Here is a 13,501-nt window from a genome sequence, read left to right on the forward strand (position 1 = left end):
AGGCGCTTAATATGAAGATTAAAAATGTAACCATTGGCGAAGGTCAGCCAAAAGTTGTGGTCTCCTTTACAGGTCATTCTGCCGAGGAGGTACAGGCGGAAATTGAGGAAGCGAAGAAGAACAATGATAAATTTGATATCGTTGAAATCAGAAGTGATTCCTTTGATGCGATGAATCATGAAGACCATTTCAGACTTGTCGACAATATCATTGAGGAAATGACAGACTGCCCGATCATATATACTTACCGTACCAACGGCGAGGGCGGGAGCGGAACGAAATCGGCAGCTGAATACCAAAGTCTGGTGAGCCATGCGATTGGGAATTGTGATATTGATATCGTAGATATCGAGTTCTTCATGTATGAGGATATCGTGAACCAGCTGATTGATGAGGCGAAAGAGAAAGGGGTTGCGGTATTACTCAGTCAGCATGATTTCCGGGACACACCGCATTTTGAGGAAATGATGGCGACTTATGAAAATATGTACGAGCGCGGTGGTGACATCCTGAAGCTCGCCTACCAGCCGGCGGACGGACGGGATGTTCTGAGTGTACTGAGTGCAGTGCATGATGCACGCCGGAAATTCAACTGCCAGGTCGTCGGTATTTCCATGGGTGAGACCGGCAAGATCACACGGGTGGCCGGCGGAGTATTCGGTTCATGCATGACTTACGGCCATCTGATCAATCAGGCGGCGCCGGGTCAGATTGGTGCAGGTATACTGAAAGAGTATTTGAACATATTCGAGGAAGACCGCTGAGTACACCCGGTTTCCATGAAAATGAAAAACCCGCAGCCGATGAGAGGCCGCGGGTATTTTAAATTGTTCAATATCAGACATTCTCTTTCAGGAATTCAGTGACCGATTCCGGTGTTTTCGCATTTGCGGAATGCAGGTGCGCCAACTTCTCCCCGTTTTGGAAGACGAGCAGGCTTGGAATTCCCATTACGTCATTTTCCTCTGCCGCTTCCGGAATATCATCACGGTTCAGCTCGTACCAGTCAACGGTGTTATATTCTTCCATGATCGGATCGATGAACATGTTCATCGCTGTACAGTCCGGGCACCATCCTGCGAAAAATTTGACGATGATCTTATCATCGCTCTGTGTCTTTGCTTTAAAATCTTCATATTCAGTGATTGGTTCCATTGCCATATCAAATAGCTCCTTTTGCTTATCATGATTAAACATATTCTATCATCTTTTCATCTTTATATAAAATAGCCGGCTTGTATTTCTGTGTTTGCATTACATGTACATATAAAGGTATATTATAGGTAACAATAAATCTGGAGGATATTTGATGATTACACTTTACGAATACCCTAAATGCACAACCTGCCGCAAAGGCCGTAAATTCCTTGAGGAGAACGATGTTGAATTTCAGGCGCATGACATGGTGAAAGTTCCGCCATCCGAAGAAACATTGAAGGAAATCATTTCCAAGTCAGACAGGGAGATTGATGATTTCTTCAATAAGCGCGGTAAGAAGTTCAAGGAGTTGGACCTTAAAAACCGGCTTTCAGCCATGTCGGATGAGGAGAAGATCGAAACGCTCTCGGGGGACGGCATGCTGATCAGACGGCCGCTTGCATACGATGGGCAGCAGGTGCTTCTCGGTTTCAAGGCCGACGATTGGCAAAAGGCTTTCCTCGGTTAGATTTACCTTGCTTAAATAGTGTGAACTATGAGATTATATAGTTGTAAAGTCAAAGGAGGTTATTATCGTGTCAACACCAAAAGATTTGAAGTACTCAGAAGATCATGAATGGGTGAAACAGGAAGACGGCAAAGTAAGACTCGGGATCACTGAATTCGCACAGTCTGAACTGGGCGACATCGTTTTCGTTGAACTCCCTTCAGAAGGCGATGAAATTACTAAAGGTGAGTCATTCGGCAGTGTGGAATCCGTTAAGACGGTCTCTGAGCTTTATGCACCTTTGAGCGGTACAGTAGTGGAAATCAACGAAGAGCTCGAAGACAGCCCTGAGCTTGTCAACGAATCTCCGTACGAAGGCGCCTGGATGGTTGTCATTGAGTTGTCAGATGAATCACAATTAGATAGCCTTATGGATGCAGACGCATATGATGAAATGGTGGATGCATAAACTGATGAACTCTGGACACTGTCTGGAGTTTTTTTGAAAATATAATACCAAGGGTGATAAATATGTATTTTTCCGATAAAGTGCTCATAGTTGAAGGTAAAACTGATAAGCGAAGAATCGAAGAAGTATTGATAGAACCTGTACAGATCATCTGCACCCATGGTACGATGGGAATCTCCAAACTGGATGAAATTCTCGACCAGCTTAACGGTTCTGATATTTATATCTTATCCGATGCGGATAAAGAAGGCCGGAAAATCAGAAAGTGGTTCAAAAAACATCTCAGTGAAAGCACGCATATCTATATCGATCCTAAATTCGGGGAAGTCGGCCGCTGTCCGAGGGACTATCTGGCAAATCTGCTGATGAGACATGAATTCTACGTTGATACGAGCCTCATTATGAAAGGTAAGTTTGGTAATGATGAAAGAAGAGATAAGCTCCCTGGATATTACCAGTCATATCCAGTCTGAAGATAAATTCATATTGTATGGATACGCACCAATATGTGCAAACTGTACAATAGCTGAGCGCATGCTCGGCATCGTTTCGGAAATGAAAGGGTTCGATTATACTTCCATCAACCTGAATTTCCATAAAGATCTGATTGAAAAATATCAGATCAGATCCGCCCCCGCCCTGCTGCTTTTCAGCCGCGGCGAGCTGGTCAGGGAAGTATACGCATTCCAGTCGGTCACTTACCTTTCGGAAGTGATTGAGGAATTTATGGTTGACCGATAGGTTTTAAAATGATAATATTATTAACAATCTAATAAAGAAATACTCTTATCAAGAGTGGTGGAGGGATAGTGCCCCATGAAGCCACGGCAACCGTCTTTGGACAAGGTGCCAATTCACTGATCAAAAAGTCAAAGATGAGAAGCTTGGAATGAAATCCAGCAGCCTGCTCATTATCTGAGCAGGCTTTTATTTTTATGAAGTCAGGATGATTACGCATGATTGATATAAGGAATGTCACAAAAATATTCAAAACAAAAAGTTCTGATATCCAGGCTGTCGATGACGTCAGTATGAATGTCACCCAGGGTGAAATATTTGGTGTCATCGGCTATTCCGGTGCAGGTAAATCGACGCTGATCAGACTTTTGAACGGCCTCGAGCTGCCTTCTTCCGGCGATGTGGTGATCGGAGAAGATGTAATCAGCAAAATGTCCAAACCGGACCTGCGGAAGAAACGCCAGAAAGTCTCCATGATATTCCAGCATTTCAACCTGCTCTGGTCCCGTACGGTTGCTGAAAACATCAGCTTCCCGCTTGAAATCGCAGGAGTCCCGAAGAAAGAGAGGCAGAAAAGAGTGCAGGAACTGGTTGAACTCGTCGGCCTCACCGGCCGTGAAGACAACTATCCGAGCCAGCTCTCCGGCGGACAGAAGCAGCGTGTGGGCATTGCGCGGGCACTGTCCAATGAACCGAAAGTCCTTCTGTGCGATGAAGCAACAAGCGCACTGGATCCCGAAACGACTGACGAGGTCCTGGATCTGCTGGTGAAGATCCGGGATGAGATGAACTTGACAATCGTTCTGATCACCCATGAAATGCATGTCATACGTAAAATCTGCGACCGCGGGGCGGTGATGGAGAACGGCAGGATCGTTGAAACCGGCCCGGTATTGAAACTGTTCCAGAATCCGGAGCACAGCGTGACGAAACGCTTCGTTAAAGATGATATCAATGACGAAGAGACAGCACTTTCCTTCGATGAGGTCAGGGAACTGTTCCCGACATCACAAATACTTAAATTCGGGTTCGTCGGTTCACAGTCGAAAGCGCCCATCGTTTCCCAGGTCGTTAAAAAATATGATCTGGACCTGAATATACTGTCCGGCAACATCAAGCGGACGAACAATGAATCATACGGACATCTGTATGTGGCAATCGATGTGGACGACGATACGCTTGAACGTCTGAAAACGGAACTTTCCGACCACGACGTTACAGTGGAGGTGGAAGACAAATGAATGAAATGATCAAAGAACTCACAACCATGTTCTCTTTTGAAAACGTAAAGTGGGACGCGGTATGGGAAGCGACATATGAAACGCTGTATATGACAGTCGTCGCCACAGCATTCACCTTCATATTCGGTATCATTTTGGGAATCATACTCTTTCTGGCCTCGAAAAGCGAAGTCAAAGCCAGCAAGCCCGTCTACGGTGTCACGGCCTTTCTTGTAAACCTGTTCAGGGCGATTCCGTTCATCATACTGATCATCCTGCTGATTCCATTCACGAAAGTGCTGATGGGCACCATCATGGGGCCGAACGGTGCAATACCCGCACTGATAATCGGATCGGCACCATTTTATGCCAGGCTGGTGGAAATCGGACTGAAGGAAATTGACAAAGGTGTCATTGAAGCGGCGGAATCCATGGGCGCAGGTACATGGACCATCATCTGGAAAGTGCTGCTTCCGGAATCCATGCCGGCACTCATTTCAGGCATCACAGTCACGGCGATCATGCTCGTCGGTTCAACCGCAATCGCCGGTGTCATCGGTGCAGGCGGACTGGGTAACCTTGCATACATGGTCGGTTTCACAAGAAACCAGAGTGACGTCACACTGGTTGCAACGATAGTAATACTGATTATCGTCTTTATCATACAGATTGCGGGGGATTTCTTCTCCAAAGCTGTGGATAAACGGTAGTCTCCATATAAAAAACAATTAAGGAAGAGGGTATGTTTTATGAAGAAGTTCTTATTACTGCTTACTATGTCACTGTTTGCCGTCATTCTGGCTGCATGCGGAAGCGGTGGTTCAGAAGAGGAATCAGCTGAAGAAGGCGGAGAAAATGCAGAAAACGCGCAGGAGGACGGCACGCTGAAAATTGCAGCTTCCCCGTCACCGCATGCTGAAATTCTGGAAGAGGCAGCTGCGCTTCTTGAAGAGGAAGGCATAGAGCTCGATATTTCAATCGTCAATGACTATACAACGCCAAACCGTCTGCTCGCGGATGAAGAAGTCGATGCGAACTTCTTCCAGCACACACCTTATCTTAAGACGGAATCAGAATCACACGGCTACGAACTCGCAAGTGCAGGGAACGTACATATCGAACCGATGGCCGTTTATTCACAGGATTATGATTCCCTGGAAGACATTCCTGAAGGTTCAACGATTCTCGTATCAAACAACCCGGCAGAAGAAGGCCGCTTCCTGTCATTCTTCGTGAATGCAGGCCTCATTGAAATAGAGGAAGGCATCGACATCGAGGATGCGACATTCGACGACATTACTGAAAATCCGAAAAACCTTGAATTCAATAATGAGACAGCACCGGAAATGCTCGTTCAGATGTATGAAAACAATGAAGCACCGGCAGTCATCATCAACTCCAACTTCGCACTCGACGGCGGATTGAATCCACAGGAAGATTCAATTGCGCTTGAGGACAGCGAATCACCATATGCCAACCTTGTGGCTGTACGCGAAGGTGATGAGGACCGTGAAGACATCCAGAAACTGATGGAAGTGCTCCAGGGCGATGAAATCAAGCAGTTCATCGAAGAAAACTATGAGGGTGCAGTTATCCCGGCAGAATAAAAACCCGTATCCCGATGGTCAGCCGACTGTCGGGATATTTTTTTGGAAGTTTAGGAAGCACGGATAGAGGAATAATGTAATAAGCAGCCACGCAAGGGAGCAGAGACATATGAGAATATTCACTATCGGACATTCAGTCCATTCAAAAGAGAGATTATTGGAAATGCTTAAGTATGCAGAAATCCAGTTTGTCGCAGACGTCCGGGCATTCCCGGCCAGCCGCAAACATCCTCAATTCAAAAAGGAGAACATGGAGGAGTGGCTCGACGAAGCGGGCATTGCCTACAGGCATTTCCCATTGCTTGGCGGCAGACGCAATCAGTCGAGGCTTGTGGGCGATGAATTGAATGCCGGCTGGAGAAACCGCTCTTTCCATAACTATGCGGACTATACATTGACTGATGAATTCAAAGAAGGGCTGGATGAGCTGAAAAGGGAAGCGGAGGAGAGGAACGTCGCCTACCTATGCTCAGAACGCCATCCTGCCAGATGCCACCGGATGATCATCAGCAACAAGCTTAAGGCGGATGGCTGGGATGTAGAGCATATCATCGAAGGATCAGATGAAGAAATCGAACTGATGGAACACGAACTCGGCAGATGGGGGGCCATGCCGATCATAGAAGAGACCGGTGCGGTCGTGTATCCGAAACTGTAAAAGACAATACTTGAAAAGAAGGATAACCCTTCGGTCTGGACTGGCCGTGGGTTCTTTTTAATGCGGTGAAAAATCATGCCATTTAATTGGAGTTGGGCTATCACTAAGTAAACCTGGGAAACATTGTGGAGAGACTCTATAATATACATTTATAAAACAACCTGTTGTGATGGTGAAATATGGTTTGAAATCTCCCGCGATAAAAAACTTTTTGGGACGAAGACACCCGCTCATTACTGATCTTTACTGCATTTTATTCTTTTGAATTACAGCAATGATATAAAATGATTACCATCTTATATAAGATTTCACCAGAAGCTATTTAAAATGCGGCAAGCATATAAAACAGGTGTTTTTAGATTACAGATGCATATACATCCTGATTGGTGTAAAATTATCCTAAAAAATATTTTTGATGAACTTACTGTAAATACTCGAATTTGCTGATAAAGAACCAAAAGAATTCATTAGCTTAAATTTTAAAATTTTACTTAATTATGAAGTGATATATAACAAAAAAGCCTTTATAAAAGCTTTTCCAGAAGTTATATGTGAAATGTATATAAAAATTAATATGTAGTAAAATTTCCATTATAATAATATATAATTAATTTTTTCACAATCTATCTTTAATCCAAGACAATATTTATACTGATTTCCTCCAAAATTATTGACAGCATTTTGACAATTAGGAGGTTGATGTGTATCTTTAGTTTATGATTTTTTAGTCAGATTAATTTCATCAAGTAAACTAACTTACTTATAATAAACAACTATCATTGTTTAAATTTTAATACTTATCCTTTTAAATTTAAGTGGCTGAAAAATAATCTTCAGTATTTATTTCTTTCGATTGGCGGGACTGTTATGCAGAAAATTAAAGTAGTATTGGTATCCAATGACACTGAATACATAAATTTATTCGAATCATACTTAATGGACAATGAATATAATAATAAACTGCTGGTTGAAATATTCCATGATTTCAACAAAATGAATGAGTCGTTAAAAATTCAAACCATAATATTCTGCTTTCTGAACTTTATCCAACGGATGAGGAATTGCAAAATATGGAGAAGGTATTCGACAGGGTTGTATTATTGACAGAAAATAAACAGGGCTTCGAAGAGGAAATCTTCAAATATCAGCCACTTGATAATATTGTAGAAACTTTGTTGATGTATTATTACGACAATGACGGACGTCTGCTGGAATCAAAAAATGAACGGAATACAAGCACGATTGCGTTTGCCAGCGGCAATGGCGGTACAGGAAAAACTTTGCTTTCTCTGATGCTCGGCAAGGTGTTGTCGAAGCATTCCCAGAAAGTATTCTACCTTTCTCTGGAACAGATGCTTTCAGCTTCTTCCTACCTTGAATCCGACAAACCGAAAAGCTCTGAAATTTCCTATTTCCTTAAAGATAATCCATTGCATCATACTACCCATCTTTATCATCAATGCTCTTCTGATTGACATGGTACGGATAATGTCAGCAGAAAGACAGCTCGATAATGCTGTTGAATCAGCAGTCAGGTCGACAATGTCACATTTCAACAGTTCACTCGCTGATTACGGGATTTTTGTTACCGGCAATGATTCGCTTCCGATTTTTGAGAGGACGCTCGAAGAACAGCTCTTCACCCCGGGAGAATTGGAAGGGTACTCCAATTTATCACAGGTGTCCATCAGCTCGAGTTCAGCTTCCTTTGACACTGATAGGGACATATTGAATCCGGATATATTCAAGTATCAGATCAATGAAACGATGAAGTATCAGGCGCCCATTCAGATGGCTGGGGTTTTTTGCAGACCTTTTGAAGAAAGCTGACAGTACTGTAGACCCGAGCGAAGTAGAAGATATGGAAGAAACACAGGAATTCCTCGAAAAATTTGAAGAGGTTATGGAGTTAGTCAAAAAACGGAATGCGGAACTGAAGAAAGCTGACGAGGAAGTTAAAAGTCTCAAGGAAGACATTACATCAAGATATAATTCAAAAATTGTAGGCAAAGAGTCATCGTCTGAAAAAATCCCTGAATCTATAAAGTCAAACATAGCGGATCTTTCAAAATATTATCCAAGATACTTAGAATTGAAAAACAAGCATGAGGAAGAAGATTCCAAAGAGGAAGAATCAGAAGAAAAATTAAGCGATGAAGAAAAAGAAGATAAAGAAAAGAAGCGTGACGATGAAGAAGAAGAGCTCGGATACTTCGAGGATGCCAGATCTAAATTCAACACAGAAACATTCCCGACAGAAGGTCTGATTCAGACCAATTATGGTACCTATAAAGAGGATATTCTCAAAGCACTTTTCGGTTCTGGAAGTTCTAGTTCTCCCAGCAACAATTCTGCAATGGATTATAACAATGAAATCAAAGAAATGGTCGGCTCTACAGACGGATTGGAAGAAATCAACAAGTTGATCCTGGAGAATGAATTTTTCACTTCGATAGAAAGTGACTTTGAAAGTCTTGATGATTATGTACTGGGGAAGGCTGATGCCCCGGGTAATAGGACGAGCTTTGGGAATTTGCAACGATATGGGCTGCTTTCACAAGCGTCAATCTTCAAACTAGCAGTCAACTCTGAAATAAAAGAGGCACCGGGTCATGTCGAGACAGCAGCAACAGAGCTTATTTCTGATGCAGAAACCAATATTGACTCTATAACAACAAGTTGGAAAAAATACGAGGAGTCAGAAGAAATTCTTCAGAAAGATAAAAGATATGATCAGACTTATGATGAAGTAGAAGAAGAGGCGGATGAATCTTTCGGTAAACTTTTAGAGACGCTGAATGATGCACTGGGCATGGCCGAATCATATTCCGCTGACCAGGAAATCTACAATACACTGGAAATGTATAATGGTAAATACTCTGGTGCTGGGTCTGATGGCGAATTGATTGCTGAGGAAGACAGGAAAGAATTCATAACTAAAGCGTTTGATAAACTTAAAAACCTTTTTGAACTAATGTCGAACCCTTATGCTATCCGATCAGAAATCTACATGAATGAATATATTATGGCTAATTTTGGGGTGTCCAAGCCTTTTGAAATTAAGCAGGAAAGCTTTAACTACGAATCTAAAGAAGCAATGTACATGATTTATGGACATCATCAATCCGGAGCAAATTATGGACAGTTTCTACTTGAAATGGCTGGAATCATTTTGGCTATGAACATTTTTGATGCTTTAGTCAAAAATCCGCTGAGTAAACTGGGATGGATAGGAGTATTAGCAGCTATCGGTGCTGCAATTGCGCAATCAGTCGATGATTTCAATAATTTTGTTGAAAATCCAAATGGTATACAGTTTAAAATTCTAGGGAAAAAAGCAGGCCTGTCAATGTCACTCCAGAACTCATGACTAGGTTATTTCTGAGTCTAAGATCATTAGATGAAACCTTTAATGCTCAAAAACGAATACGAATACAATCGGCACTGTCTCAGACGACTAGCGTTGATTTTACTCGAACAGGAGAAACCTATTTGAACAGTAGTGTGCGTGGACAGGTTAATCTTTTGTTCTTACCTACCTTTTTTCCTGGAAAAGTAGAGGGCAACAATTATATTTTTGATAAAGAAAAACATTACTCATATTAAGATGGAGGATTTATAATGAAAAGATATTTAGGGATTATAAGCATTTTCAGTTTGATATTTATATTGGGTGCCTGCTCGGACAGTAATGAGTCAGAAGAAGAAACTACAGAAGAAAACACAGAAGAGGAAACTGCAGAAGATACTAACGAGGAGTCATCTGCGGATTCAGAATCTGAAGATGGAGAAATCCATGAAATTGGCGATACAGTTGAAGTGGAAAGTTATGAATGGGAAATTCCATATCAAGTCACGGTAAATTCATTTGAACAAACTCAAGAATATGGTGGAGAGTCTATGGAAGATTTTCTTATGAATTCTGGCGAGACGAACTTCTTGGGGATAGTTAATTTGACGGTGAAAAACACGGCAGACGAAGCAATAATGATTGGCGAATATGTGCATCCTGATGTTGCTCAAGGGGATTCTGATGGAGCTGAAGAATTTGTGTTTGATGTGTCAGAAAATGATTTATCACAAGAAATTCAACCCGGGGAAGAGGCAACTTTTGATTTGGTTTATATTATGGACTCCACAGTAAATAATGGCTATTACACTTTGAAATTTGAAACAGGTCTGCCAACAGAAACGAAATATAAGTTACCTGTCGAGTAACTTCAAGGAGTGACTGGCGTATTCAATTGATTACGGAAAAATGAAGATGGAGTGATTACGATTGAAGCCGCGCTGGTCATTCCTATCATGGTTACTTTTATATTTATACCTTAGAAAAAATAGAGGATTTGTAATGAAAAAATACTTGGGAATATTAAGCATTTTGAGTCTGGTTCTGATATTGGGTGCCTGCTCTGACAGTAATGAGTCGAAAGGACAAACTACAGAAGATACTAACGAGGAACCTTCTGAGGATTCAGAATCCGAAGATGGAGAAATCCATGAAATAGGCGATACGGTTGAAGTGGAGAGTTTCGAATGGGAACTTCCTTATGAAGTTACAGTTAATTCTTTTGAGCAATCACAGGAGTACAATGGAGAGCCTATTGGTACATTTGTTATGAATGCAGGTGAATCTCATTTTTTAGGCATTGTTAATTTGACAGTTAAAAATACAGGTGAAGAAGCGATTGTAATTGGTGAATATGTTCATCCTGATATTGTCCAAGGTGGAGAAATGGGAGGAGAACAATTTATTTTTGATGTGTCGGAAGAGGATTTATCTCAAGAACTTCAGCCGGGAGAAGAAGCTACATTTGATTTAGTTTATATTATGACAGATGCCATTGAGAGTGACTATTATGAATTGAAATTTGAAAACAATGCACCTACAGAACAATCATACAGATTACCTTTAGAATAGTATTGAGGAGTGACTGGCGTGTTCAAACGATTACGGGAAAATGAAGATGGAGTGATTACGATTGAAGCCGCGCTGGTCATTCCTATCATGGTTACTTTTATACTGATGCTGATGTGTCTTGTTCAGATAGCCATTGCTGAAATGGCTTTGCAGGAGTCTGTATCTGAGAGTACCCAGACTATGGCGCATTATGGCTACCTGGCCCAGGAGGCTGAAGGGCTCCTTGAAAATGAGTCGGGTGCCATGATGGATGTCATCAAGGAAAAGGGCGGCAGTGTTACTGAAAACAATGTTGTCGATTTTCTTGTTGAGAAGGCAGGCAGCACGCTGAGGGTAAAATTGGTGAGTTCATCTCCAATATGAGTGTTTCTGCTCAAACGGGCATAACCGAAGGTCTGGTGAAAGAGCTTTATGCAGATCGGGTAGGTGATGGCAAATTCTTCAATGCAGAAGGTGTTAAAAAGGATGACTGCTACTCATTCAAAGACATCGGATCGGTAAACGGTTCGAAAATCAACGATGATAAACTTATCCCGTACAAGCTCTATGAACTGAAATCTGATGATGTGATCACACTAGGTGAATTGTCGTTCAAATACAGAGTGAATGAGGCATGATCATGTCCAAAAGAGATATCGGTGTGATTAATGCAAAAGGACGCGGGAAAGAAACCAATGAAGATTACCATTTTGGCGCCGGAGGACAGATGTTCGGAGGCCATGACGTATACTTCCTTTCCATTGCAGATGGGATGGGAGGCCATGATAATGCGAAATCAGCGAGCCATCACGTCATCGAAAAGCAGGAAGGATGGTGGAATGACGCTGTTGGCCAATCTCTGGATATTCAGGAGCTGATTGCTGCATTTGAGAACGGGCAGGGAAATGAGTTCCGCCAGCTGAATCAGGAACTGATAGATATGGGCAGCAATGATAATGTGAAAATGGGTACAACATTATCTTCATTGGTATTAGTAAATAATATGTATCTGATTCACCATGTTGGAGATGCGAGAATATATAGATACAGTTTAAACGGTCATGATACTGAAGAAACATCTGAATTGGACGGCCGCAGGGGCTTTATTCAATTGACTGAAGACCATACTCTGGTCAGCCGGAAAATCAGGGACGGTGAGATTTCTGCAGATGAATCAACAAACCACCCCCAATCGGGTGTACTCACACAGTGCCTGGGGGTGAAAGGTGAAATACAGCCTTTTGTAACCTTCGGGACAATCAGGGATGAAGATATGATTCTTTTGTGTACCGACGGCGTCTACAAATCTTTAACGGATGAAAAGCTGAATAAAATCATCGAAGACTCATTTCAGAAAGATGCGCAGGATATCGTCGATATAATCTACGATGAAATTAAGCGGTCAGACTTCAATGATGATATTTGTATTTTATTAATTAAATGATGTGGGTGGTGCAGTAATGATCTTGGATAACTGGCAGCATGAGAAATATAGTGTAGTAAAACATATTACTAACGGCGGCACATCCAAGATATTTCTGACTGAACTTAAGGATGGTACCCGGGCAATTCTCAAGGTTGCCAAAGATCCTGTGTTTATAAATAATAAACAGCTGGATAACGAGGCATCACTTCTTAAAAAATTGAATCATCCTGCCATACCCACATTGATTGATTATCTGAGTGTTGATGAATATAAAGCAATAGTGATGACACTGATGGAAGGAAGAAATCTTAAGCATATAATTGATGTAAAAGATTATCAATACAACTGGCAGGAAACGCTTTATATAGGCAAACAACTGGCCGGAATTATTAAATATTTCCATAGGCAGGAACCTCAGGTTGTTATCCGTGATATTAAACCGTCAAATGTTGTCATCGATAAAAAACTTACTGTGAAACTTGTCGATTTCGGTACCTCCTCAGATGATACGAACATCATACATAATAAAGCCTTTGGAACGGTTGGTTTTGCGGCTCCGGAACAATTTGAAAATGGAGTAGTGGATAAAAGATCCGATATCTTTGCCCTTGGTGCAACATTGTACTATGTCATATCAAACGGTGGAAACATTTATACACAAAGTTCGCTGTTTGAAGAAACCGATGCGCCGAGGAAACTGAAAGAGTTTATTTACAGATGTACCAAATCCAGTATGGATCAGCGCTACCAGACAATAGATGAAGTGATTTCAGAATTAGAAAAAATTAATGAGACAACGTGGGAAAAAATCATACGCTATTTTAATAGTAAAAGTTAG

The 13,501-nt window shown here is 41.7% G+C and carries 19 protein-coding genes and 1 riboswitch; of the genes, 18 read left to right on the forward strand and 1 reads right to left on the reverse strand.

The features are described 5' to 3' along the window. Nucleotides 1-11 precede the first annotated feature (11 nt). Nucleotides 12-764, forward strand: coding sequence for a type I 3-dehydroquinate dehydratase (gene aroD / locus ACKRAT_RS02480; protein WP_411843534.1), 753 nt, complete (start codon nt 12-14; stop codon nt 762-764). Nucleotides 765-837: 73 nt separating this feature from the next. Here aroD and ACKRAT_RS02485 read toward each other — a convergent pair whose 3' ends face one another. After that, nucleotides 838-1,155, reverse strand: a complete 318-nt coding sequence (locus tag ACKRAT_RS02485) for a thioredoxin family protein (protein ID WP_046791411.1) — start codon at nt 1,153-1,155, stop codon at nt 838-840. Between the two features lie 154 nt (nt 1,156-1,309). Here ACKRAT_RS02485 and ACKRAT_RS02490 point away from each other — a divergent pair, with 154 nt between their 5' ends. The 17 genes from ACKRAT_RS02490 (at nt 1,310) to ACKRAT_RS02570 (ending at nt 13,501) form a co-directional block, all read left to right on the forward strand. After that, nucleotides 1,310-1,666 (forward strand): arsenate reductase family protein, encoded by a 357-nt coding sequence (locus ACKRAT_RS02490; RefSeq protein WP_411843535.1) that lies wholly within the window; start codon nt 1,310-1,312, stop codon nt 1,664-1,666. Between the two features lie 67 nt (nt 1,667-1,733). Then, nucleotides 1,734-2,114 (forward strand): glycine cleavage system protein GcvH, encoded by a 381-nt coding sequence (gene gcvH, locus ACKRAT_RS02495; protein WP_046789438.1) that lies wholly within the window; start codon nt 1,734-1,736, stop codon nt 2,112-2,114. Nucleotides 2,115-2,176: 62 nt separating this feature from the next. Continuing rightward, nucleotides 2,177-2,587, forward strand: a complete 411-nt coding sequence (locus tag ACKRAT_RS02500; RefSeq protein ID WP_046789439.1) for a toprim domain-containing protein — start codon at nt 2,177-2,179, stop codon at nt 2,585-2,587. Then, complete coding sequence (locus ACKRAT_RS02505) at nt 2,535-2,855, forward strand: thioredoxin family protein (RefSeq protein ID WP_411843536.1); 321 nt, start codon at nt 2,535-2,537, stop codon at nt 2,853-2,855. Before ACKRAT_RS02500 ends, ACKRAT_RS02505 begins: the two co-directional genes overlap by 53 nt. A 42-nt stretch (nt 2,856-2,897) precedes the next feature. Next, nucleotides 2,898-2,996, forward strand: a riboswitch (SAM riboswitch). A gap of 74 nt (nt 2,997-3,070) precedes the next feature. After that, nucleotides 3,071-4,093, forward strand: coding sequence for a methionine ABC transporter ATP-binding protein (locus tag ACKRAT_RS02510; protein ID WP_046789440.1), 1,023 nt, complete (start codon nt 3,071-3,073; stop codon nt 4,091-4,093). Then, nucleotides 4,090-4,782, forward strand: a complete 693-nt coding sequence (locus tag ACKRAT_RS02515) for a methionine ABC transporter permease (protein ID WP_046789441.1) — start codon at nt 4,090-4,092, stop codon at nt 4,780-4,782. The genes ACKRAT_RS02510 and ACKRAT_RS02515 overlap by 4 nt, the downstream gene beginning before the upstream one ends. A 39-nt stretch (nt 4,783-4,821) precedes the next feature. Next, entirely contained in the window at nt 4,822-5,679 is an 858-nt protein-coding gene (locus ACKRAT_RS02520; protein WP_046789442.1) for a MetQ/NlpA family ABC transporter substrate-binding protein, read from the forward strand. A 109-nt stretch (nt 5,680-5,788) separates the two neighbouring features. Beyond that, nucleotides 5,789-6,337, forward strand: a complete 549-nt coding sequence (locus ACKRAT_RS02525) for a DUF488 family protein (protein WP_411843537.1) — start codon at nt 5,789-5,791, stop codon at nt 6,335-6,337. Between the two features lie 1,070 nt (nt 6,338-7,407). Further along, on the forward strand, nt 7,408-7,812 hold the full coding sequence (locus ACKRAT_RS02530; protein WP_411843538.1) for a hypothetical protein: 405 nt from the start codon (nt 7,408-7,410) through the stop codon (nt 7,810-7,812). A gap of 13 nt (nt 7,813-7,825) precedes the next feature. After that, nucleotides 7,826-8,167, forward strand: a complete 342-nt coding sequence (locus tag ACKRAT_RS02535; RefSeq protein ID WP_411843539.1) for a hypothetical protein — start codon at nt 7,826-7,828, stop codon at nt 8,165-8,167. Next, nucleotides 8,154-9,707, forward strand: coding sequence for a hypothetical protein (locus ACKRAT_RS02540; protein ID WP_411843540.1), 1,554 nt, complete (start codon nt 8,154-8,156; stop codon nt 9,705-9,707). Before ACKRAT_RS02535 ends, ACKRAT_RS02540 begins: the two co-directional genes overlap by 14 nt. A 251-nt stretch (nt 9,708-9,958) precedes the next feature. Further along, a complete protein-coding gene (locus ACKRAT_RS02545) occupies nt 9,959-10,555 on the forward strand; it encodes a DUF4352 domain-containing protein (RefSeq protein WP_411843541.1) in 597 nt (198 codons plus the stop codon). A gap of 133 nt (nt 10,556-10,688) precedes the next feature. Next, nucleotides 10,689-11,258, forward strand: coding sequence for a hypothetical protein (locus tag ACKRAT_RS02550; protein ID WP_411843542.1), 570 nt, complete (start codon nt 10,689-10,691; stop codon nt 11,256-11,258). A gap of 18 nt (nt 11,259-11,276) precedes the next feature. Further along, nucleotides 11,277-11,621, forward strand: coding sequence for a TadE/TadG family type IV pilus assembly protein (locus tag ACKRAT_RS02555; protein WP_411843543.1), 345 nt, complete (start codon nt 11,277-11,279; stop codon nt 11,619-11,621). Continuing rightward, nucleotides 11,618-11,875: an FHA domain-containing protein gene (locus tag ACKRAT_RS02560; protein WP_411843544.1), complete on the forward strand. Its 258-nt coding sequence runs from the start codon at nt 11,618-11,620 to the stop codon at nt 11,873-11,875. Before ACKRAT_RS02555 ends, ACKRAT_RS02560 begins: the two co-directional genes overlap by 4 nt. Before the next feature lie 2 nt (nt 11,876-11,877). Continuing rightward, entirely contained in the window at nt 11,878-12,681 is an 804-nt protein-coding gene (locus tag ACKRAT_RS02565) for a PP2C family protein-serine/threonine phosphatase (protein WP_046789453.1), read from the forward strand. 16 nt (nt 12,682-12,697) lie between these two features. Further along, the gene (locus ACKRAT_RS02570; RefSeq protein ID WP_411843545.1) at nt 12,698-13,501 is read left to right on the forward strand and encodes a serine/threonine-protein kinase; all 804 of its coding nucleotides are present in this window, start codon (nt 12,698-12,700) and stop codon (nt 13,499-13,501) included.

The organism is Salinicoccus sp. HZC-1 (genome assembly GCF_046736035.1).
Lineage (GTDB): Bacteria > Bacillota > Bacilli > Staphylococcales > Salinicoccaceae > Salinicoccus.

Coding starts and splice junctions, on each gene's coding strand:
- ACKRAT_RS02505 (WP_411843536.1), top strand. CDS start 2,535: ATGATGAAAGAAGAGATAAGCTCCCTGGATATTACCAGTCATATCCAG.
- ACKRAT_RS02510 (WP_046789440.1), top strand. CDS start 3,071: ATGATTGATATAAGGAATGTCACAAAAATATTCAAAACAAAAAGTTCT.
- ACKRAT_RS02490 (WP_411843535.1), top strand. CDS start 1,310: ATGATTACACTTTACGAATACCCTAAATGCACAACCTGCCGCAAAGGC.
- ACKRAT_RS02525 (WP_411843537.1), top strand. CDS start 5,789: ATGAGAATATTCACTATCGGACATTCAGTCCATTCAAAAGAGAGATTA.
- ACKRAT_RS02535 (WP_411843539.1), top strand. CDS start 7,826: ATGTCAGCAGAAAGACAGCTCGATAATGCTGTTGAATCAGCAGTCAGG.
- ACKRAT_RS02485 (WP_046791411.1), bottom strand. CDS start 1,155: ATGGAACCAATCACTGAATATGAAGATTTTAAAGCAAAGACACAGAGC.
- ACKRAT_RS02565 (WP_046789453.1), top strand. CDS start 11,878: ATGTCCAAAAGAGATATCGGTGTGATTAATGCAAAAGGACGCGGGAAA.
- ACKRAT_RS02520 (WP_046789442.1), top strand. CDS start 4,822: ATGAAGAAGTTCTTATTACTGCTTACTATGTCACTGTTTGCCGTCATT.
- ACKRAT_RS02530 (WP_411843538.1), top strand. CDS start 7,408: ATGGAGAAGGTATTCGACAGGGTTGTATTATTGACAGAAAATAAACAG.
- ACKRAT_RS02570 (WP_411843545.1), top strand. CDS start 12,698: ATGATCTTGGATAACTGGCAGCATGAGAAATATAGTGTAGTAAAACAT.
- ACKRAT_RS02545 (WP_411843541.1), top strand. CDS start 9,959: ATGAAAAGATATTTAGGGATTATAAGCATTTTCAGTTTGATATTTATA.
- ACKRAT_RS02500 (WP_046789439.1), top strand. CDS start 2,177: ATGTATTTTTCCGATAAAGTGCTCATAGTTGAAGGTAAAACTGATAAG.
- ACKRAT_RS02515 (WP_046789441.1), top strand. CDS start 4,090: ATGAATGAAATGATCAAAGAACTCACAACCATGTTCTCTTTTGAAAAC.
- ACKRAT_RS02550 (WP_411843542.1), top strand. CDS start 10,689: ATGAAAAAATACTTGGGAATATTAAGCATTTTGAGTCTGGTTCTGATA.
- aroD (WP_411843534.1), top strand. CDS start 12: ATGAAGATTAAAAATGTAACCATTGGCGAAGGTCAGCCAAAAGTTGTG.
- ACKRAT_RS02560 (WP_411843544.1), top strand. CDS start 11,618: ATGAGTGTTTCTGCTCAAACGGGCATAACCGAAGGTCTGGTGAAAGAG.